Origin of the sequence: Methanobrevibacter sp. (assembly GCF_015062935.1) — an archaeon.
Lineage (GTDB): Archaea > Methanobacteriota > Methanobacteria > Methanobacteriales > Methanobacteriaceae > Methanocatella.
In genome coordinates, this window is the sequence record NZ_SUTM01000005.1 from 131,420 (window position 1) to 154,996 (window position 23,577).

17 protein-coding genes are annotated in these 23,577 nt (G+C 26.6%); 11 read left to right on the top strand and 6 right to left on the bottom strand.

What is annotated here, in order from left to right; translation table 11 throughout:
• Nucleotides 1-1,505 precede the first annotated feature (1,505 nt).
• Nucleotides 1,506-1,970 (top strand): hypothetical protein, encoded by a 465-nt coding sequence (locus E7Z81_RS03505; RefSeq protein WP_292744303.1) that lies wholly within the window; start codon nt 1,506-1,508, stop codon nt 1,968-1,970.
• 1,152 nt (nt 1,971-3,122) lie between these two features.
• Here the strand turns inward: E7Z81_RS03505 and E7Z81_RS03510 are convergent.
• Nucleotides 3,123-3,263, bottom strand: coding sequence for a hypothetical protein (locus E7Z81_RS03510; protein WP_292744306.1), 141 nt, complete (start codon nt 3,261-3,263; stop codon nt 3,123-3,125).
• Nucleotides 3,264-3,966: 703 nt separating this feature from the next.
• Between E7Z81_RS03510 and E7Z81_RS03515 the strand changes: the two genes are divergently transcribed.
• From E7Z81_RS03515 to E7Z81_RS03535, 5 genes are all read left to right on the top strand, one after another.
• The gene (locus E7Z81_RS03515) at nt 3,967-5,373 is read left to right on the top strand and encodes a glycosyltransferase (protein ID WP_292744309.1); all 1,407 of its coding nucleotides are present in this window, start codon (nt 3,967-3,969) and stop codon (nt 5,371-5,373) included.
• Nucleotides 5,374-5,567: 194 nt separating this feature from the next.
• Nucleotides 5,568-6,380, top strand: a complete 813-nt coding sequence (locus E7Z81_RS03520) for a glycosyltransferase family 2 protein (protein WP_292744312.1) — start codon at nt 5,568-5,570, stop codon at nt 6,378-6,380.
• Nucleotides 6,377-6,508: a hypothetical protein gene (locus E7Z81_RS03525; RefSeq protein ID WP_292744314.1), complete on the top strand. Its 132-nt coding sequence runs from the start codon at nt 6,377-6,379 to the stop codon at nt 6,506-6,508. Before E7Z81_RS03520 ends, E7Z81_RS03525 begins: the two co-directional genes overlap by 4 nt.
• Before the next feature lie 690 nt (nt 6,509-7,198).
• Nucleotides 7,199-8,041, top strand: coding sequence for a UTP--glucose-1-phosphate uridylyltransferase GalU (gene galU, locus E7Z81_RS03530; protein WP_292744317.1), 843 nt, complete (start codon nt 7,199-7,201; stop codon nt 8,039-8,041).
• A 468-nt stretch (nt 8,042-8,509) separates the two neighbouring features.
• Nucleotides 8,510-8,704: a hypothetical protein gene (locus E7Z81_RS03535; protein WP_292744320.1), complete on the top strand. Its 195-nt coding sequence runs from the start codon at nt 8,510-8,512 to the stop codon at nt 8,702-8,704.
• Nucleotides 8,705-8,863: 159 nt separating this feature from the next.
• On the opposite strand, the gene E7Z81_RS03540 is transcribed toward E7Z81_RS03535, so the two are convergent.
• The 3 genes from E7Z81_RS03540 to E7Z81_RS03550 all read right to left on the bottom strand — a co-directional run bounded on the left by E7Z81_RS03540 (nt 8,864) and on the right by E7Z81_RS03550 (nt 14,548).
• A complete protein-coding gene (locus E7Z81_RS03540; RefSeq protein WP_292744323.1) occupies nt 8,864-12,298 on the bottom strand; it encodes a DEAD/DEAH box helicase in 3,435 nt (1,144 codons plus the stop codon).
• The gene (locus E7Z81_RS03545; RefSeq protein ID WP_292744326.1) at nt 12,282-13,112 is read right to left on the bottom strand and encodes a hypothetical protein; all 831 of its coding nucleotides are present in this window, start codon (nt 13,110-13,112) and stop codon (nt 12,282-12,284) included. The genes E7Z81_RS03540 and E7Z81_RS03545 overlap by 17 nt, the downstream gene beginning before the upstream one ends.
• A gap of 98 nt (nt 13,113-13,210) precedes the next feature.
• The gene (locus E7Z81_RS03550) at nt 13,211-14,548 is read right to left on the bottom strand and encodes a zinc ribbon domain-containing protein (RefSeq protein ID WP_292744329.1); all 1,338 of its coding nucleotides are present in this window, start codon (nt 14,546-14,548) and stop codon (nt 13,211-13,213) included.
• A gap of 353 nt (nt 14,549-14,901) precedes the next feature.
• Between E7Z81_RS03550 and E7Z81_RS03555 the strand changes: the two genes are divergently transcribed.
• Nucleotides 14,902-15,699 carry a hypothetical protein gene (locus E7Z81_RS03555; protein ID WP_292744331.1) on the top strand — a complete coding sequence of 266 codons (798 nt, stop codon included), beginning with the start codon at nt 14,902-14,904 and terminating at the stop codon, nt 15,697-15,699.
• Nucleotides 15,700-15,762: 63 nt separating this feature from the next.
• On the top strand, nt 15,763-16,605 hold the full coding sequence (gene galU / locus E7Z81_RS03560; RefSeq protein ID WP_292744333.1) for a UTP--glucose-1-phosphate uridylyltransferase GalU: 843 nt from the start codon (nt 15,763-15,765) through the stop codon (nt 16,603-16,605).
• Between the two features lie 238 nt (nt 16,606-16,843).
• Here galU (E7Z81_RS03560) and E7Z81_RS03565 read toward each other — a convergent pair whose 3' ends face one another.
• A complete protein-coding gene (locus tag E7Z81_RS03565) occupies nt 16,844-19,135 on the bottom strand; it encodes a hypothetical protein (RefSeq protein WP_292744336.1) in 2,292 nt (763 codons plus the stop codon).
• Nucleotides 19,136-20,426: 1,291 nt separating this feature from the next.
• Between E7Z81_RS03565 and E7Z81_RS03570 the strand changes: the two genes are divergently transcribed.
• From E7Z81_RS03570 to E7Z81_RS03580, 3 genes are all read left to right on the top strand, one after another.
• Nucleotides 20,427-20,876, top strand: coding sequence for a hypothetical protein (locus tag E7Z81_RS03570; RefSeq protein WP_292744339.1), 450 nt, complete (start codon nt 20,427-20,429; stop codon nt 20,874-20,876).
• Between the two features lie 544 nt (nt 20,877-21,420).
• Nucleotides 21,421-21,825: a hypothetical protein gene (locus tag E7Z81_RS03575; protein ID WP_292744342.1), complete on the top strand. Its 405-nt coding sequence runs from the start codon at nt 21,421-21,423 to the stop codon at nt 21,823-21,825.
• A gap of 26 nt (nt 21,826-21,851) precedes the next feature.
• Nucleotides 21,852-22,010, top strand: a complete 159-nt coding sequence (locus tag E7Z81_RS03580; protein ID WP_292744345.1) for a hypothetical protein — start codon at nt 21,852-21,854, stop codon at nt 22,008-22,010.
• 218 nt (nt 22,011-22,228) lie between these two features.
• On the opposite strand, the gene E7Z81_RS03585 is transcribed toward E7Z81_RS03580, so the two are convergent.
• Nucleotides 22,229-23,260, bottom strand: coding sequence for a Fic family protein (locus E7Z81_RS03585; RefSeq protein ID WP_292744347.1), 1,032 nt, complete (start codon nt 23,258-23,260; stop codon nt 22,229-22,231).
• Between the last annotated feature and the right edge of the window lie 317 nt (nt 23,261-23,577).

Sequence of the window (23,577 nt, forward strand, 5' to 3'; positions counted from 1 at the left end):
TTAATGAGTTGAATGCTGAGATTAGTTCTTTGAAGGATTCTTTGGAGGGCAGGGATGTTTCTATTAATGAGTTGAATAAAAAAATTAATTTTTTAAAAAATCTTATTTCTAAAAAAAATAATAATATTGAATTATTAAAAGATGAAATAAATATTTTAAAAATTAATGAATAATCAATAATAATTTTCAAAAATAGGTGGATTATATTAATTAAATTGGTTGTCAGTTAATAAATTTTTAAGGGGTCTGGAATTTTTAGTTTTCTGAATGTTGTTTTATGTGTTTTTAAGTAAAATCTTTGTGATATAATTTGTGTTCTTAAAAATACATTTAAATAAATAGTTTTGCTACTACTTTTGGGTGGATTGATCTAATTTTTCTTAAATTCAAGGGTGTCCTCCAAAATTTTTGAATTTTTGTGAAAAAATTTTTAGCATTAATTTTTATTATTTTTCTCATATTTTATTTTAAAATATATTATTTCTGATTTTTTATATTTTGCAATTGTTTTTTTTTATCATATTGCTTTCTTAAGTTTTGTTATATTGATATAACACAATAATCACGAGGTGGACAAGCTACTATTGTATATTTAAATATGTTTGTGATGATGTCGGACTTCTAGATGATTAATTCAAAGATACAAGGGAGAATACGGGAATTATTTCAAAGTATATTGCAAATAACCTTAAAAGGCCTTTGATAAAGAATGCACTGAATTTAATCACGTTGTAATTAATGGAACCATCAAAAAGTATATAATTCCAACAACAATGCAATCACCAAAAAAGAAACTCAAATCTTTGTCGATTACTATGAATGATGTCCAGTTGCTCCCGAAATCATTGAAAAACTTCATAAACCTGCTCAAAGATTATTAAAAGAAAGGTATTAATGATGAAAATAAATTAGGACTATTATATGGAATAGAAACATAATTCATATTCATCAGACATGTCAGAATACTTGTAAATGACATAAAACTAGATTTATGAAAAGGAAAGCAAGGAAACTTCATGTTGATTATAATATTTAATCTGCAGTTGATTATGCTACTAAATTAATCTGTGCAATAAACTTCACATTAAACCCAATAGACCATTATGAACTATTAAACATCGCAGAAAAAGCAATAAGAAACACACAAACTAATTTAGATAAGCACAGACAAAATATACTTAAACTAAATTTTATTATCTTATCTTACAGATAACAAAATCGATGTTAATGGCAATAGAAAATAATTCAAAGATAAAAGGTAAATTAAACGAAAATCCATATCATAAGGGCCATTTCGCATATGATAAGAATTAGGTGCATTTAAAAACCTCTAAAACCAAAATATGTGTCATTCTAAAACATATGTAGTATTCCACAAAGACCCTGATAAACCAGATAAAATAAAAAGACTCTACAACAATTTAAGATTTGGATGATTTTTACAAAGCCAAAATATATAAATTAATTTAAACAAACTTTGATACAAACTATGGAGATAAAATTTCATGAAAAAACAATATAAAATTTTAATTTTGATTTTAATAATTTCATTATTCATTATTGGAATTATTGGATATATTAATATTTTTAATCAACAAAATCAAATACAAATTGGTGGACAAAACTTCAAATTACCAAATGGTTATTATGAAGGTTCTTTGAATGATGCAGGTGATGTGAATTTAACTAATGGATATAATACTATATTTATTGCATGTTATAATGGGAATAACACAAACCAATATGTTGAAAAAACTAAATCCTTTGTTGAAAGTCAAAATTACACTCCCATCATTACAAATTTCACTTTTAAAAATATTCCTGTTGATAAATTGACTTTAGAAAATAATACTCAATACTCTCATTATTGGTTTCAAAAAGATAATAAAATATTTGACATATATACGTGGGATGGAAATAACAATATGGATAAAATGGTTTCAAATCTAATTGAATCCATAACTAATTAAAATATAACAATTTTATAAAATATTTTTGAACCGTATGCAGGTTGTCCATTAATAAAAATTTGAGGGTTTTTGATTCAACCCATAAAGTTAAGGATTTTTGAGTAATTATTTTTATTTTTGAGGATATTACTCAAAATTTTTAATTGAATTTTGTGTTGATTTTTTATATTTTTTATTATTTTTAGTTGTTTTTTTATTTATTTCAGCATATTCTTTTAAATTACGCCCTATTGTATATAGTTTGAATTTAGGGTTTATGTTTTTTTATTTCCGTTGTAGTGAATTGTGTAGTTTCATGTTTTATTTTATGTATGCATGGGTAGTTCTGCTTTTGGGATTGTTTTTTGTAGATCTTTTGCGCCAAGTTTATTTCCATTTTACGTTGCATTCTATTCTGGAAATGTTTCATAGTTTTGAATTATTCTGTAATTCTTTTTTGGCAGCAATATTCTTTCATAATGCAGTTTTTACATTTGTAAGTTCAATAGGTTATTTGTTGTTTTTTGTATTCCTATATTTTTCGCGGATATACAATTTATCCAAGGGACAAATATAAGTTCTTATTTCATATCATAAGTGAAATTATCTTTTGGGAATGGTTTGCTCCATAACTTGTACTTTTTTTTGGAGGAGTTTTTTTTGCGGATATATGTCAATCTAATCTTTTTTCAAGAAATGTAATATTTTTATCATTGGAATGTCAGTATAGGCAATGAATTGGAGATTGGAATCTATTTCACCATATATTCCATCAAAATTGCTTTTTAGTTGTTCTATTGATGGAATTAGTTCGAAATGGTCTGTTTAATTTTCTATAACATATTATGTTAGGATTATTACTTCATATTCGACTACAATGATTTGTGTATTGTGATTTTATTCTCATTTGCCTTTTTTATTTGGCATTAAGTGAGTATCGGGGTGTTAATATTAATCACATATTTTAGTGATTAATTTACTTTTTCTTCAAGTTCATTAAGTTTTTTCATAATATTTTTCTGATTGTTTTAAATGATTTAAATTTGAAGAACGTAATTTATCTTTCTTTTTATCATTATTTGAAGATTTTCTATTTCTTTTACTGTTTCTTTGCATTTTTAGTTGTTGGTTAATGGTTCTATAACTGTATTTCTAGTTTTATCTTTTACTATTCTATTCTTGTTGATTCAATTCAATATTTTTTTTGGTGCTTGTTATGACTTTGATTTGGTTTTCATCAGTTAATTTCGCACCGTTTTTTTCTTTGATTTTTGTTTCATCTAAGCTTAAATGAGGTATTTTTATTAAATTCATTATCTTTTGAAATTTTAATGGTTGTTTTGAATGTTTCATAGATTAAATCTGAATACTCGACCTTAAATCTTATTATTGTTTGATATGATGATTTTTCATTGTTGCAATTTACATATAATTTATGTCTACAGGTGTTTTTTACTCTATTTCTCTTGAAGATAATCTCTATTGAAAATACTCATTAAATGGGGTCTAAGTAATAATTTGTACGATAATCAAGTTCACTATGGGTTATGCAAACTTCTGGTTTACTTGTGATCAATCAACTAATATACCACATTTAATAAAATAATGGTGGTAATCAGTAGGAATCAAATTTTGCATGTCCAAGGCTACATGTTATACTTAATGTACTATCTTTCAAAACCATTAATAATGCAATATGTATATAAAATAATAGTTATAATAAATGATTTTACTTCATAGTGTATAAAATTAATTGTGACTTTGTGTTACATCAGATTTTCACTAAAAAATGTTTACTACAACTTTTTATTAAAATTAACAAGTTTAAACAGATATTACCACTCAAAAATTTCATCCAAAATTTTAAATCAACAAAGTTTTGAAAGAGTTGTTAATTTTAAAATGTATCCCATGATATTAGTTGTATTGATAAAGTTTAAATTTCGATTTATTGAAATTATTTAAAGTAGTAAATATAAATATTTAGTTAGTTTATTATTCAAGTTTAGATGAAATTATGATTTCTGTAATAATTCCGGTTTATAATGTTGAAGATTATTTGCATGTTTGTTTAAACAGTGTATTAAAACAATCATGTCAAGATTTTGAAATTATTTGTATTGATGATGCTTCAACGGATTCTTCTTTAGAAATTTTAGAATATTTCACTCAAAAAGATTCAAGAATTAAAGTTTTTAAAAATGACACAAAAGAAGGTCTTGAATTTTGCAAAAATAAAGGATTAAATATTGCAAAAGGAGAAACAGTAATCTTTTTAAATGCAAATGAATGGTTAAGTTTCAATGCATTAGAAATTCTTTCGCAAAAATCTGAATCTATTTTTGAAGATATTTCATTTAATAAAATTTCTGATTTTAGAAGAGAATTCAGTAGAATTGAGCAAGTTTTAGAAACAGACAATTATAAAAAAGAAATCAAAAAGCTAAAAAAAGATAAAATAAGTCTACAAAAGAAATTAGGTCAATACAGCAAACCAGATGTTATTAAAAAAATAATAAATAAAGATTATTCTAATTTGACAATTGCAATCAAATCGCCTCATCCAAAAGGAACTACTCATTGGGGGGATTTATTTTTCTCAAAAGCCCTAAAAAAATCTTTTGAAAAATTAGGATTCAATGTTATTGTTCAAGAAAGAGAGCAGTGGTATGATGATGAGGAAATCGACATTGCTTTTGTATTAAGAGGATTAGTAGATTATAATGTTGATTACTCTAATATCAATTTAATGTGGAATATTTCTCATCCTGAAATGATTTCCAAAGAGGAATATGAAAAATATGATCAAGTATTTATTTCTTCTAAAAGATATGCTGATAAATTAACTAATCAAATTAATACAAATGTGTCATCATTGCTGCAATGTACTGATCCTGAAGTATTTTATCCGGAAACGGATAATAATATTTCTGATGAAATTTTATTTGTGGGAATTACAAGAGGAGTTTATAGGGAAATCGTTAGGGATGTCTTAAAAACAAATCATGAAGTTTCAGTTTATGGTATGGGTTGGGATAAATACATTGATGAAAAATATATCAAAGGCGAATTCATTCCAAATGAAGAATTGCATAAATATTACTCTTCATGTAAGATTCTTTTAAATGATCATTGGGAAGATATGAGGGATGAAGATTTCCCATCCAATAGATTATTTGACGCATTAGCTTGTGGTACATTTGTAATTTCTGATAAAATTCCCTCTGCAGAAACCCTATTTGAAGGTTCAATCATCACTTATGACGATGCTGATGATTTAAATGAAAAAATTGATTATTATTTGGCTCATGAAGATGAACGGGTTAAACTTGCAGAAAAAGGTAGGAAAATAGTTCTTGAGAATCATACTTTTGATAAAAGAGTTGAAGAGATTTTATCCGCATTATGTGAATTAAAGTTTTAAGTTTAATAACATTTTCATGAGAGGTTTATATTGTTATCATGTTATTGTGGACATTTCTGTAGTTCAACATATATAATTTATGAATTATTTTATACAAAAAAGATATAATTTAGATAATTTTTAAACATTTTACCAAAATTAATTTATATAATAATGATTAAATTTTATATTATAGATTAATTATGGTGTTGATTATGAAGATTGTCTCAATAACTATGATTAAGAATGAATCAGATATTATCGAGTCATTTATTAGATATAATTTAAATATTTTTAATGAAATGATTATACTGGACAATGGAAGTACTGATGACTCATCAAATATCATTTTAAAGCTTCAAAATGAAAAACTACCTGTAGTGCTTATTAAAGATGATGATGCCTACTATAATCAAAATGATAAATTGACTTATTTGTTAAACAGAGCTATAGATGAATTCGATGCTGATATGGTCTGTCCATTGGATGCTGATGAGTTTATATCATCTGACATAACAAATCCAAGAGAAATCCTTGAAAATCTTGATGAAAATTCATATTATCAAATCAGGTGGCAGACTTATGTTCCAACTGCCAATGATGATTTTGACATCAAATTTATTCCATCAAGATTAAACCATGTCCGTGATGAACAGTTTGATATTCACTATAAAATTGTGATTCCTAAAAATGTTGTAAATAATTTTGATGTTTCTATTGATATGGGATCACATAATCTGATTTTCAAAAACCCTGAAGAAAAATTAACTCCGATTCGAATCAATGATTTGAGAATTGCTCATTTTCCGTTAAGGTCATTGGAGCAATGTATGTCCAAAATTCTTGTTGGTTGGCCAAATCTAATTGAGAAAAATAAGCAGAACAATGTATGGGGTCATCATTGGAAATCATTGTTTGAAAAAATCAAACAAAAGCGCACAATTTCTTATGAAGATTTGGAATATTTTTCAAAGAATTATTCTTTAAGGAATATTGTGATGACATTGAAATTGTTCCAAAAACAATGAATATCGATTTTTGCGAAAATATTGATATTAAATATGATTATGATTATAATTATTTAAGAAATCTTTTAGATAATTATGTTTATTTTGTTGAAGAGTTGCTGTTGGCTAAAAAGAAATTGAATCTTTAAGACAAGATGTTGTTGGTTAATTAGAAGATTCACAATTAAATATATTATTACTTCAAAAGAATGTTAAATTTAATTGCAATGAGTATTTGGTCCGATGGGCGGTCTGGTTTTGCACAATTTTGATAGTTAAGATATGGTATCAATAACTCCTAATTTTGAAAAGAGTCCGTAATATGTTAGTGATTATTTGATTTTCATCTGTTTTGCGTCTGATTTAATTGCAAGAATATTTTAGTTCGAATTTTATTTTCATATCTTGAAAAGGTTAAAATGACTTATAAGTAAACTACTTGGAGAATATAGTTAAAAATGATGTTAAATTAATGAAATTTTCATTATTTTTATTTATTTTGTATTGAAATCCTGTAGGAGTAGTAATATAATTATTTTTAATCTCTGAGTTTAATTGTCTAATTGAATAAAAATAGGAAAAATTGAGTCTAAAATAAGGTTGAATATGTGGAAACATTAATAAAAATCAAGTGGATAGAGGGATGGTTTCCAATCCCAAAAATATATTAAGAAACTATAGTCAGGATTAACTATAGTATTTCTTGTAGGTTGTAAGCAAATCTAATTTCACTGTTTAAAAATCTATTTTTGAATATATATTTTTTATTGAAAAAATTAGTAATATCATAAATAATCTTTATACTATATTAAAATCATATTATTAACGGGGAAGATATTATGAAAGCAGTTATTCCAGCAGCAGGTTTGGGTACTAGACTTTTACCTGCAACCAAAGCACAACCAAAAGAAATGTTACCTGTTTATGACAGACCTACTATCCATTATGTCATTGAGGAAGCCCTGGCTTCAGGAATAGATGATATTCTAATAGTAACAGGCAGAAACAAAAGGTCAATTGAAGATTATTTTGACAAATCCTACGAACTTGAATATACCTTGCAGAAGGCAGGCAAAGACCGTGACCTTAAAAAGGTTAGAAAAATCACTGATTTAGCTGACATCTGTTATGTCCGGCAGAAAAATCTTATAGGATTAGGTGATGCAATTAGCTGTGCTGAAAGACACATTGGTGACGAGCCTTTTGCAGTTCTTTTAGGAGATTCCATCACAAGATCAAAAACTCCTTTAACAAAACAGCTGATTGATGTTTTCAGCCAATACAACAAATCTACAATCGCAATCAGGCAAGTCACACCCGACAGAATCAGCAGGCATGGTATTGTCAGCGGATCTGCAATAAATGACAATGTCTATAAAATAGATAATCTCGTTGAAAAGCCAAATGTTGATGAAGCCCAATCTGACCTTGCAATCGTCGGAAGATATATCATAACACCGGATATTTTTGATAAGATTTCACAGACAGAACCAGGATTCAACGGTGAAATCCAGCTGACAGATGCACTTTCCAAGATGGATGAAGTATATGGTGTCAAGTTCGACGGTGATGTCTTCAACATTGAAAACAGGCTGGAATGGCTTAAATCATCAATCAATTTTGCAATGTATGATGATGAGTTCAAGGATGATTTGATTAGTTACATGAAGACTTTCATTTAATTTCAAGAATATGATTTCATCGAAACTCCAAGAAATATTGTATGTTATCTACATCTCTTTTTAAGTTAACGTTTAGTTAACTTATTACTTTTGTTAAATTAATTTGTACATAAATTATTTCTATACTTGCTATAAATTCTATCTATATTATTAATTGTTATTTTTATTAAATGATGGTTTGAAATCCTAGTGCAAATATTTTTTTTAAAATCATTTTTTAGTAATCCATAAACAATTTGGAATTATTCATATATTCAAACAATACTCTTCATTGATGTTGTTACTTAGTTCACATATTTCATTGATTATTTCAGTAAAAATTAATACATATTAATCACAAAACATGGTTTATATTATGGGGGAGGATATATGAAAAGATATTTGTAATTTTTTGCTTAGTGTGTTTTGAAACAAAAGATCAATTGAAGATTACTTTGACAAATCATATGACTCGAATACACTCTGCAAATGGCGGGCAAGGACCGTGACCTAAAAAAGGTCAGAAAAATCACAGACCTTGCAGACATATGCTATGTCGGACAGAAAAACCTCAAAGGCCTGGGAGATGCAATCGCATGTGCTGAAAGACATACTGGAGGTGAGCCTTTCGCAGTTCTTTTAGGCGATTCAATCACAAAAAGTGCAAAACCATGCACAAGGTAGTTCATTGATGTTTTCAAAAAATACAAAAAACCTGCAATTTCACTCAGGGAAGTTCCATGCGAAAAGATATGCAGTTACGGAATTGTTGACGGCAATAAAATCGATGAAAACATTTATAAAATTACATTATTATAAAATTGACATTATGATGCCTTAGATTTAATTCATTTTTTTTAAAATTATGCTTGTATTCCAAGAATCAATTTCTTTAACCTCAGCAATCAATTTTACATTATTTAAGTCCATTTCTATCGCTAAAGCTTTGGAATAATTAATAGGCAAACTTCCTATAATACTATTTCCATATTTCAAATCAATTTTATACAAATTAAACTTGTTAGTTAAATCCCTTTCTAAATGTAAAATAGAACCAATATCTAGATTATCCGTATTAATATGTACCTCAATATCGCTTCCTAAAAATGTATCAAATTGTTTTTGATTATAATTTTTTTCTTGTAAAATCTGAATTATTTCTTTTTTCTCGGAATCATTAAAATTTGGATTGTTAATCAGATTATCAAAATCAATATTAAAAAACCAATCATTGTCATTTTCATTTAAATACTCATTCACTATCTTAATACAAGTGTCTCGATTTTCAATTCCTAAATTCTTGCATTTACAGGTTTCTGGATTATTTAATCCATATTTAATATATGAAGAAAAATTTTTTATATTGTCTGGCAATTCATTGGGGGTTTCTATTTCATATCCATATTCACTATTTAAATGGTAAATTAATATTTCTAAAAGAGAGTGTATTCCCCAAGAAAAATTATACTGTAATGAATTATTTAAAAAGATGTGTAGTTTATTGTCATTAAAATTATTATCCCACAAGTTTACTAATTCTTCTATGGTCACTCCATCAATCCATTTTTTAGTAATATCTATTAAAACGTCTTTATTTTCTGTAAAGAAATTCATTTCATCATTTTCAGCTTTTAATTTGGGATTGTCCATTTCTTTTAAATTTGGAAACAAATTGAAAATATGCTCTAATAACAGTTCAGTATCATCTGATTCTATTAATTCATCAAATTCATCTAAATTTTCTAGAACATAATTTGAGATAGTTGTATTTGATTTTAAAGTTAAACCTGTTTTTGAATAAATAGTTCTTAATTCTTTGTCAGTTATTTCAGAATAAAATATGTTTCCAGAATGTTTTAAACGTTGGGACAACTGTTCTTTTTGGATTTGGTCTGATTGAATATAAAACAGACTATTTTTTATTGTATTTTCAATAACATTTTCATCTAAAGTGTCCATTGACTCTTCAACTAAAATATTAAATAAAATTGGTTCAATTTCCTCTTGAATAAGTTTATCAATCAAATAGGGATTAGAACTTGCAATGATTTCTTGGATAATTTCTAGTAATCTGCTATTTAATTTTTCAATATGTATTTTATTTGTATAATCCCAAAATCTATCCTTATCGTTTTGATTTTTTGCTATGAATATAATTTTACCTTCAGTTTCCTTGCCTGCGCGACCAGTTCTTCCAACTAAATTCCAAAAATCTCTTTTTGATACATTATCCTTTTCATTATAATTTAATGCATGAATTATAGAATTTTTTATTGGAAAATTAATCCCATGACTAATTGTATTTGATGCGATTAAAACTTTTAATTTTTTATTTTTGAAATCTGATTCAATACTCTTTCTTAATTCCTCAGGCAAATCTCCATTATGGATGCCTATATTGTACTGCAAACACCTTGTTACTGGATGCTTTTCACCTAATAATTTTTTTGAAATATTTAATGAATGTATCTTTTCATTATTTTTAAAATTCGAGTTGATTTCTTTATTAACTAATTTTTTAAGATTAAACAGTTCTAAAAATGATTCTCCAATGGATTCGGTATATCTTGCTTGTGATGTGAAGATTAAAATGTTTCCTTCAGATATTAGATTATATGCTAATTCAACTGTGATATCAGATTTGGTCCCATTATTATTTGGAAATTTTTTATTATTTTCTCTACCCGAATCGGGGTTTATATATGAATATGTATTTTGTTTGATTATATTAGGAACGAACATTTTCATTTCAGGATATTCAATATGTCCTTTATTGTTTTTATAATCTAAATATCCGATTAACCTTCTAGTAGGCGCCCATATTTCTCCATTAATCTTAGGGGACTCTAAAACATTATTTTCTTTGTGAGTAATCCATTTTGATAAATCTTTTGTATCTTCCTCATTCATCATTGCAGATACAAATATGAATCGTGCATTTTTCAGTTTCATTTTTAATTTAGAGATTAACAACTCCACCAACACTGATCTTTTACCATTGTCTCCCACAATATGTCCTTCATCAATAATTATTATTGAAACATCCTTAAAGAATTCTTTTTCATTTCGATAAAGCAAATCTATTTTTTCAGGAGTGGCAATAAGAACATCTGCTTCTTCCACCCATAGATTTTCATATTCATCAATTTCATATGATTTGGTCATGTTCGATAATGTAAATCCTAATTTTTCAAGTGAAGATAAACTCTCATTAATTTCATTAGTTAATGAAAGATAAGGTGTGATGTATATTGCTTTTGAGTTTTCATTTTCAATTAGTGAATTTAATAATAGTATTTCCGTAATAAATGTTTTTCCTGCACTGGTTGGCATTTTTATAATGTAATTTTCATTTTCCTGATTTTCTCCAATGATATTTGCATTTAAAGCATTTAATTGGGAGTTCCAAAATTCCATAATTGATTGTCTATTTTTAGCAGGTTTAATTTCAAATTTTGAGTAATAATCTTTTGTTTTTAATTTAATGAATTTATTCCAAAGTGGATGTGAAGTATCGATATATTTGTCCATATTGGTCCAAATATTTTTTTCAAAGAATATTTCCAATCTCACATTAAAAAGATGCATTAAATGTGACATTAAAACATTCCCACTATATAATATAGATTTATAGGCATTTTGAGAATGGAATGTTATTGCTTCTATCAGATTCTCATCACCTTCGAAGATAAATTCAATGAGATTTGTTAATAAAGAAATATAATTATTTAAAAATTTTTCATAAGCCGAATGCAATCTATTAGGATTAATTGTTCTTAATTGAATTAGCTCATCATTAAGCAAATAAATTTTCTTCTGTAAAAATAATTGTATGGTTTTTAAAAATAAGTTTTCTAAATTATTTAATTCATCATTAGTTTTTAAAGAATAATAATCAAATTCCTTTTCTAATTCATCAATCAAACATTTTGCATTAGCTTGATAACCCGAAAGGTCATAACATAAACTAGATAATAATAAACAATATCCTATATCATATTCATCACTTACATAATATAAATTTTCATAGATTTCCGCAGCCATTTTTAAAGATAAAATTGCAGTTTCATTATCTTTATCAGTCTCCAATATGTAGCATGACCTTGAAGAGATATAAAGAGCATATCTCCATAAATAACTTTCAGAATATGTTCTATTAAATTCAGCACCATTTTTCCTTGCATATGTTTGATTTAATGATTTTTTTAAGGTTTCAGAAGAAATAATTTCTTTCATTTCTATTTCTTTTAATTTTAAATATTCACTCTTCGAAATCATTTATTATGTCCTCTGCAATATCAAGTATAATTTCATAAGTTTCACCAATTAATTCATTTAAAGAATTAATTAAAACAATATTTATAATCAAATTTGGGAGCTCTGTAATGTTTTCTTTAAAGAATTCAATAATTTGCTCACCCCACCTGTTTTTTTCCATTATCATGAATATATGGAACTCTTTTTTGTAACTATTCGGATTCTTAATAGCATCATCAAATATTTGAAATAAACTATTATTTTTGTTTTTAGTATATAATATTCTATGAATATAATCTAATATTTCAGGTTTGTCCACATTATCCTTCAATAATTCTTTTTCAGCTTTTTTCATTTCTTTTTTATATTCATAAAAACCATTTTGCTTAATATTTCCTTTAGTTTTAACTTCACTAAATGCAATAATTAAAGGAGTATCATCTAAATAACAGGTCACGACATCTGCTTCTCCTCTCATAGCTTGGTCTTTTTTCTCTTTATACCTTAGTTTATAAATAGGGATTAAATGGTTTCTAAAAACATTTAATATCTCTGCGGATACAATTTCGCCCCACATGGATTTTTGAGGATGAAACAAGGCATTTTCATCGGGTAATAATGATTCGTTTAGATCTTTTTTAATTTCATCAGAATTTAAATTATTAAATCTAATTTTAAGATATTCTGGATCATATAAACTTAATAAAACTTTTTTTGAAATATTTTTTTTAATTTCAGCAGTGATTTCTATTTTTTCTTCAAATTCATAAAATTCCATTTTATTAGGATAATCTTCTTTTTCTAGTTTATTTTCTTCAATCCATAATTTAAGCATGATAAAACCATTGTTTAAACATTATTATTATTCATTATTTTCTTTGAAGTCAAATATTCTTTTTTTGATTTTAAATTTTATATCTGTTATTTTTATAATTAGTTATTTTCGGGTAATGTTAATTTAACTAATGAGATTAATCTTTCTTTGTCTTCTGGAGATTGATTATAATAATTTAAAATCACACCATATTCGTTAATATTTTTTACTTCATTGATACATATAATTAAAAAATCAATTAATCTCTCTGCAATAACTTTCACTAATGTTTGGTCATACTGTGTTATTTCTCCATGTTTATTTTCATGAACGAAGTTGTTTCGTTTAATGTAGAGAACATCAATTCTTCTTATTAGATATTTGGGATATCCATTCGCTTTTAAAATGTTTTTCATATGTTTTTTTAGGGCAGTATCTTTCATATCTCCGTAAATGTCTTTTAAAATCTTTTCACTCAATGACCAAAATTTAAAAAATGAATTTTCTAAGATATTTTCATTTGCAGCTAAATAGTATAAATAAAAATTCTCCTTAATTTTATCGGATATCTTTGGTTTATTTTCTTTGGTAAAATCTTTTATCTGTCCATTTGATGGTAATTTATCTATTTTTGATTTATTGATTTTTTTGGAATGTGTAATTATTTCATTTTGAACACCATATCTTATAATTTTATTTTGATTATCAGTAACAATTAATGAATTGCATTCCAAATCTGAAATTTGATTATTTAATGTTAATTCATTAATATGCGTTTTAGTAGTGGTTTTGTTAAATTTATTGACATATGTTAAAAACCCAAAAAATGAATAAATTTCTCTTAAGGCATCTGATTTTAGTAAATCAACAGCTCTTGTTTCTTTAAAAAATTTAAACATTAAATATCCAGAATTGAAATTATTCTTTTCTTTATGTTCTTTTTCAAACTCATAATCCTCAAAATCGAAAACTTTCAGATTAAATGGTTTTATAAGGTCTTCAAATTTTTCTTTTTCTTTTAGTTTTTTGGATATATTGGTATAAATGATAATATTCATTGGTTCTTTATTGGATGAAATCTGAAATTCGTATTGTTCATTTACTTTTAATAAGAATTCATATAAAATTAAGCTATTATCTGCTTTTTCCAATGAAGATAATATCCATCCAATATCGATGAAATTCAGTTCTTCACGTCTAAATACTTTTTCAATATTTGTCACATCAATTAAGTAAGACATTATTAATTCATAATACCATCTTAAGTCAGTATTGTTATTTTTCATTGACTCAATACTTTCAAGTAAAATATTTTTCAAATCTTTTAATTTGTCATTGGAAATTTTTTCCTTAAATTGTATGTCTTTATTTATTAATTCTAAAAATTCCCCACAATTATCGCAAAATTTAGCATTAGAATTAGATATCTGACTATTGCAGTTTTTACATGTTTCCATAATAGTAGTTTAATTTGTTTCTAATTATATTTTGCGAATTTTAAAAATATCATATATATTTGATAATAGGTATGATAGTTTCTATTGATTTATTTTAGTTATTGTGTTATATATGTATTAAATTGTTTTTGGTTATTCGTATATTTCCGAAACGAATGCTCTTAGGATGTTGATGATTAATTTAAATTCTCTTTAAATTTCTTATTTTTTTAACTTAATGTACTCTAATCATAAATAAAAAAAATTATTCATGCTATTAATGTTTAAATCTTCTTTTCCAAGTTCCACGATAATAATTATATAATCCCAAAAACAAAATAATTATTATAATACTTATTTTTAGGTGAATAATCGTGCAAATAACTGATGCAAATCAACTTCTGGAATTAAATGAAAATGAATTCATAGGCGAAGTTCCAAAAATGACAAACTCCCAAATCAATTTCACAGGCAAAAACAACATTCTAGTCTGTGAAGATGATGTTCGTCTGTGGAACTCTAGAATTGATTTCAACCTTGACAATTCTGTTTTATACCTTTCAAGTAATATCCATGATTATTCAGTTAATATTTCACTTCACAACAACAATGTCTGTTTTATCGGAAAGAACAATTTCTTCAACGGCAGAACCAGCTTTGTTTTATCAGAATCCAAAAACATCATTTTAGGTGATGAATGTTTCATTTCATATAATGTTGTTTTTAGAACCTCGGACGGACATCCAATCTACAATGACATATCAAAAAAGAGGATGAACTGGCCCAAAAGCATTTATGTTGGAGATCATGTCTGGTTCGGCCAAAACGCAATGATTTTTAAAGGATCCAAAATAGGCTCAGGTTCTATTATCGGTGCAAATTCTGTAGTTTCAAATAAAAAAATTCCTTCAAACACTACTTTTGCTGGGGCACCTGCAAGATTGATTCATGAAAATGTCTTCTGGACGCCTCATTCTGTTCATGGATGGGATGATGAGGAAATTGAAAAAATGTCTCATTCCAATTCTGATTTGTTTACTTATTCTCCGGATGAAAATACATTGGATTTTGATGACATTGAAGATAAGTTAAATAATTCGGATAAAGATGATGCAGTTGAATATGTGTCAATGTTTTTGTTTGCAGGCAAAAACCGTTTTTGTCTAAAATAAAATTTTTATTTAGTGAAATTAATATTATATAAAATTCATAATATGATGTAGGAAGTTTTAATTATGAAAGCAGTTATCCCAGCAGCAGGTTTAGGTACAAGATTACTGCCTGCTACTAAAGCACAACCAAAGGAAATGTTGCCGGTTTATTACAAACCCACAATCCATTATGCTGTTGAAGAAGCAGTAAAGTCTGGAATTGATGATATTTTAATCATAACCGGTAGGAACAAAAGGTCAATAGAAGATTATTTTGACAAGTCATATGAACTTGAATATACTCTGCAAAAGGCAGGAAAAGACCGTGACCTTAAAAAGGTTAGAAAAATCACTGATTTGGCGGACATATGTTATGTCAGGCAGAAAAATCTTATAGGATTGGGTGATGCTATTAGCTGTGCAGAAAGACATGTTGGAGATGAGCCATTTGCAGTTCTTTTAGGAGATTCCATCACAAGATCAAAAACTCCTTTAACAAAACAGCTGATTGATGTTTTCAATAAATATGAAAAATCCACAATTGCAATTAGGGAGGTTTCAGAAGATAAAATCAATAGGCATGGTATTGTTGATGGGTCTCAAATCAGTGAAAATCTTTATAAAATTAACAGTCTAGTTGAAAAACCTAACATGGATGAAGCCCCATCTAATCTGGCAATTGTTGGAAGATATATTCTAACACCGGACATTTTTGATAAGATTTCACAGACAGGACCGGGTTTTAACGGAGAAATCCAGCTTACAGATGCTTTATCAAAACTTGATGAGGTTTACGGGGTTAAATTTGATGGTAAGGTCTTCAACATTGAAACCCGTATTGAATGGCTTAAATCATCAATTGATTTTGCAATGCATGATGATGAGTTCAGGGACGACTTAATCGATTATATGAAAAATTTCATATAATTCATCTACATGTACCATTCACATTGCCTTATTTTTATTTTGTACTTATTTTAAATTAAAATAATACTTAATAATTCACACATATGAGTTAAAAAGTAGTTAAATTATTGATTGGTTTTTAAAGTAAATGACTGTTTGAAATCCTTTGTCAGATGATTTTTTTTACAAACTGGAAAATCTGATGAAATAAATGTCTGATTTTCTGCAAAATAAAAAAAGTTAAAGATAGATTATGAATCTATCTTTTAATGGTAATTTGACTTTTAGCATTAATGATATAGTTTCCGTTTTTGGAGGTTATGACCACTTTATGCTTTCCGATTTTCAGATTTTTTGTGTTGAACTTTGCTATGCCTTTGCTGTCTGTTTTCACAATATAATTCTTTGATTTTTTACCGGTGTAAATCTTAAGATTTATTTTGATTTTTTTGACCGCTTTTTTATTCAATTTCACTGAAACCTTGAAATATTTGGACTTTTTGTATTTGTGGGATACTTTTGGAGCTTTTGTAGTTGTTTTTGCAGGTTTGATTTTAAGGGTAGCTGTTTTGGTTGGAACTTTATAAACTGAAAATTCATCACTTTGGACTATAATTTTATAAGTTCCCACATCCAATGCGGGCAATATTTCGTCATAAAGTTTAATTTCGTCATAAAAATATATAGTGGCGTAAAGGACCTCTTTATTTTTTTTATATATTTTATAATAAAGCTGTTCATCTTTTATCTCACCATATTTTGGACTAGTCCAAGTTACAGGGGAAAGTTGGGATATGGATGTTAGTTTAACTGCATTTGGATTATATGTTTTTGTTGTACTTTTTAAAGTTAAAACACTATCAACCTTATCTATTTTAAAATTAATCGTCTGCACTGTTGTTCCAAATTCCTTGTTTGAAAACAGGATTTTGAATCTGTATTCAGTTACAGTTCCCCATGCTGACAGGAATGAACCATAATACAACCTGACATCAGTTTTTCCGGCAACTATTTGTGTGCCGTCTGATCGGGTTACTATATTATAATTATTTGTTAAATTATGGCCATTATCTTCAAATCCAATACAGAAAATGTGAATGCTTTCATTACCTATAGGTTCAGTTTCATTATTCAATATCACCTCAACTTTAGTGTCAAGATAATCCGTTCCGGTTTTTATAATGGTCATATTAGCTTTTGGCTTGTTTACAATCTGATTTAAACAATTGACAATATACACGTCATCAACTGAAATTTCTCTATCGCAATTAAAGGTTGCTTTTCCATTTATAACACTTATATTTGAAATGATTGCTTCTCCACTTTTTTTGTCGATAATGGAAAAAACGGATTCAGGCATACTGATAATATTGGCGTCATCATCAACGAAACTTAATGTATATTCATTATTGTTTTTTTGAAGATAGAGATTAACCAAATTTGCTTTAACTCTTTCATAGGGCATAATAATTATCTTATTATACCTGAATTCGTCAGCATCTTCGATATTGAATCCGAAAAAATTATGACTAATGAATACTTTAGATAAAGTTATATCATAAAAATAATCATCAAAATCCTCACTCGCAGGAACATGAATTGTTTTTGTAGCTGGTTTAATATATGTTGTTGAAAGAGTTAATGGTGTAAATCTATATGTGTCGCAAGTACTATATTCTCCTTCTCCATATTGTGAAATGAAAATATTGTTGGTCATATAAAAATTAGCAACTGTATTTTCTTCAGGCACAAACCTGACTGCACGTACATATGAATTATTTAAAAAAGTATTGCCGTGTAAGGTGGTATTTCCTTTTAAACGTACTATGTTGTCAGAATAATTATCTGTAGCAAGATTTTCTATAAACCTGCAGTTTGTAATATTTGCATTTTTAAAATTTAAAACCATTCCTGAATTTTTAGAGAAAGTGGAATTTGACACCTCGGCTTCATTTGCGTTTAAATATAATTCACAAAGATTTTTAAATTCACAATTGAATATTTTTAATGAGGTGATGTTGGAGAAGTGATAAAATAAACGATTATCATCGTTAAATGTTGAATTTATGATGATTACATTTTTTGAATCACCTATAGGGTGACCCATATTTAAAAATGTTGTGTTTATTATTTCAATTGTATCTCCTCGAATTTGAGATTCAGACTTATAACCCATTCCGTTAATATGGCAGTTTTGTAAAGTTAATTTGGAATTTGTTGCATATATTTTACAATTATCTAATACTAGATTTTTTATAACTACCTCTCCGGAAGTTACATTGATTTTACTGGAAATATAATTTTCTCCTGTTCCTGAGATGCTTATGGATTTATCAATTAAAAGTTCATTTGTGTAATCCGGTTCGCCAGGCCAATAATTATCCGTGATAACCAGTTCGCCAGATTCATTTTTTTGGTTTACAAGTGTTTGCAAGTCATCAATAGACTTTGTTTGTTTATCGTTAAGTATTTCTCCATTTGAATCGTCTAATGTCTGATTATCAAAATTGTCCGTTGCAGATGCTGCACCGGCAGAAATTATAAATATCAAACATATAAACAATAAAAATGTTTTGTTTTTGAGTTTCATATATGTGTGTATTTAATATCTAAAATATATACTTTTATGATATATCTGAAAGCAATATGGTCAAATGCTAATTGTAACTGAGTATTTTAACTGTATTAATGCATAATATTGTCTGTAATATACGTTCCATTTATATATTAAATTCTTTTGAAATTGTTATCATTATGCAATATTGCTTTCATTTCGTAAAATTGTTTTCACGAAGTAATATTGCTTTTAAATTAAAGAAAATTATTTATTTTAAAAATAATGGCTTAATCAATCATAATATTAATAAACAAAAAGTCATGGAACTCAAAATATTAAAAAAGTATATATGGTTCGAAAACTAAGTATGGTTTATAGGAGGTGATAATGCTATGGGTGATGAAAAATTGAGAGGCATTACAGCAGTCCTAATGTTTGTGACAGCATTAATTCAACTGCTGAAATGCCTATTATGGGGTTAATTCCCCATAATACCTACTCATATTTTTCTAATCCGATAGTATATAATACTTCCTATATCCATTTAAAAAAGGTAGAGTCATGTTCAAAATAATATTAACTATTATGCAAATTATGTTGAGTTTAGCTATAATATGTATAGGATACAAAAACCGAGATAAGCTCAGCATATTCATTGGCATCTGCTTGATAGTTGTTTCAATATTATGATTTAAAAACTGATAAATTATCTGTGAAAAAATATTATATCGTGATTATACAATTTTTAGGTTAATATGGGGTGGTTTTAGTTAAGTATAACCTTCTTCAGCCATATTTCCTTTATCATTATAGATTTAATATTTAATTAGAATGGGGTAATATGATAAATAAACGTAATAAACAGAAGAATAACTGTCCTGTCCCTGCTTAGAGTATATTGTATTTAAAGGCAATGCAAATAAACTTAAGAGGTAACTCGATAATTGTTTAAGTTATTGAGGCACTGTATTTTTTTTATAATTTAGTTCTATTTTAATTATTTTTTTATTTAGCTTATTTTTAATATTTTTTTATTAATATTATATGTTATTTTGCTAGGGTTGATGAAATAAATAGATATCTGGCGATATTTGCTTTTACAATTTAAGATTTTTAATTGATATTTTTATGGCTTAATTCTTTTAAATCAAAATAATCAATCGTTAAATAGATTAAAACTACTGGATAATATTTAATAATAATTATTACTTTCAATTTATTCTTTAATTTTAATATAGATAATTATATAAACTTTAAATTACATATTATTAGTATAGAAACTAATTTGTCCAAAAATCAATGTATCCGCATTGTTGACGTATATGTTTGCCCTAATAAAAAACTAATAAGTTTAGACAGTATTACATTAATTAATGGAAAATACAACAGACAAAAACACATTACTGGAGATTTACGGGAGTTTAGTTTTAAATTTAGTTGTAAAGATTGTCCTTTTGTTGAAAAATTTGGTAAAAAATGCAAATGTGCTCAAATTGAAGATAGAATGGGCTTGTATATGTATAAAATGACTAATGCATTTGCTGAAGGAAAATACAACGAAATTTATAAAGACAGATTTTTCAACAGCGAATGCATTAATGGATTTCACAAGACTAAGGATAGCATTTTAAACTTGTTATGCCGTGATTTCACGGCCAATCAAAATGAAATGCACCTGAGAGGTTTATTATATAATATTATACGATTAAAAGAACTTAAAGGAACATTTTGTTGATTTTTTCCCTCTTAAAAATCAAGAATTCTGTTTCCACTATTGAAAATTTGAAGTGATTTAAATTTTCATCCAAATATCTTTTATTCTCCTCTTTTAGGCAACCTTAGCATCAAAAAATCACTATTTTCGCCAGAAATGGTATTATCTGGCGAAAATAGAAAATTGGTATACCATTTATAATATTTAAATTAAAAAACTAATAAATTTAACTATTAAAAAAATGCATTAAAATTAAAAGAAATACAGTAAAAAAAGAAAATAAACCGAAAAATAAACTAGAAATAACTCATACAAATATGATATTCAATTAATTAAAAAAATAAATAAAATCATGAATTATATTTATTAAAAACCTCTAAAAATATCCTTAAAAAATTATCGAGTTACCTCTGAAAAATTACAAATTTAAAAATTGGAAAGTTACAGAAACTAATGGGAATCCTGTTGATGATGACCTTCGTGAAAAAAGGCTCAGGAAATTGCTTCAAAATTATCAAATCATTCATTATGGAAATCACATGGAAGATCTCTTAAAATTGACACATTGAGAAATGATTTACAATTAAAAATTGTGGATATTGGTGATGATGTGGAAGTTTGTGAAATTGTCGAAAGGATACAGGTTTTAATTAGATTGATATTTTCATCATCTTCAGCATATAAAATTATTGCAGATAAGGACACAAAACTGGTTAAAAGTGCGATGGAAGTTTCTCCAGTTAACATGCCTAATGAACCGACTGCAATAAGCATGGCTGTGGATTGTTTAAATTGTGGTAGGCATCATGAATTGTATATAAATCTATCTCAAAATCCTCAAATTGATTTTGAAATGCAAAATCAAGGTAAGATTCCATTTCCTGATGATGATATTTTACAATGTGAATGTGGTGAAGAGTTAGATTTATCTGAAATAAGCGATAATTTATATAATACAAATAATATATAATGAATAATTTTTAAGGTGGTTAATCTATGACTACAAATCGAAAAACATTAGAGGATAAATTAAATTTCATTAATGATGCCAAAAAGACAAATATTGCAAAAGTCCATGTTGAATCAGTTAAGATGGGTAGAGTTAATGTGCATCCAGTAATCCTTAAAAAACACTACGAATATGGTATTCACTAGAATACTTTTTTCTTTTTTTTTTTGAATGTTGATGTTATTGTGTGCTTTTCCATTCATCATCAAAAACTTATGTATATTACTGATACTAATATACGTTGGAATGGTTGATGATTAATGTATTTTTTGGTTGATGATTATTTTTTTAAAACTTCTTAACTTGCTTATTTTTTGATTTAAATTGTTTTAATCAAAAATAAAAAAATCATGTTAGTTGATGATTAAGGTTGATGATTAATGTTTATATATTCAGTATTTCTTCCTTTTCCAACACTTTTTATTAACTCTTTATTTTTTAATTTTCTAATGATTTTATAACTGGCTTGTGGAGAAATATCCAACATCTCTTGAATATCTTTATTTTTAATATGCGTTTTATCTTCAAGTAGTTTCAATACAGAAATTTCATTTGGAGTCAATTCAATCGTATTATCATATTTTGATGTGATTTGATCTAAATTCAATACTTCTGATTTTACTTTATCGATTGAATATAATACTCCCTGACAGAAATATTCCAACCAGTTTGTTAAATCATGGTTTTTATCAGCACTTTTTAGCGCATCAACATAAGCCTGCCTGTCTTGATTGTAATATTCATCTAAAGTGAAATAGTCACTGATATTGAATTTGTGTGTTGATAAAATTAATGTTGCCATAAGTCTGCTTGTACGGCCATTTCCATCGACAAATGGGTGAATGCGCACTAATTCATAATGAAGAATTCCCGCAATAATTACGGGATACATTTCATCTGTTGAATTGTTTAACCAATCTAATAATTCCTCTACTAAATGTGGTACTTTATATGCTGCTGGCGGCACATGATTTACTTCTTTAGTGTGCGGGTTACCAATATATACGAGAGTATCTCTAAATTTGCCTTCATATTCAGGATTTTTTAATAAATCTTTAGTCAAATCTCTATGCACTGATAAAATTGTATTTTTGGTAATAATTTTATCTGAATATTTATTCAATTGATTTAATACATTGAAATAATTTAATACTTCTTGTTCTGCTTTGGTAGTTGGTTCCTGATTGTTTTTGATTAATGTTTTTACTTCATCTAAGTTTAAAGGATTTCCTTCAATTGATGTTGAATAATGTGAAGACCTGATGAATGCATCTTGTTTTAGTTTAGTGTCATATAATGGGATTATTTTCGCGTTACTGATAACTTCTTTGGCTGATGCAATTTTTGCGATATAATTTACAATTTTATTGGTATATGTAAATTTGGGTTCAAACATAGTATCAACTTATTTTTCTTTATTATTAAAATGTATGTTGATGATTAATGTATTTTTTGGTTGATGATTATTTTTTTAAAAGTTCTTAAATTCATTCTTTTTTAATTTAAATTATTTTAACCAAAAATAAAAAAATCATGTTGGTTGATGATTAAGGTTGATGATTAGCGTTTTTAAAATTTTATCTTAATAATGCAAGAATACCACGACCTCTTTTAGGTCGTGGATGAATTGCAAGTTGGTGTACTTATTTTGATTGTGATTTTTGTTGGTTATTTATTGTTTTTGTGGGTTTAAAATTCTTATTTTTATTTTTA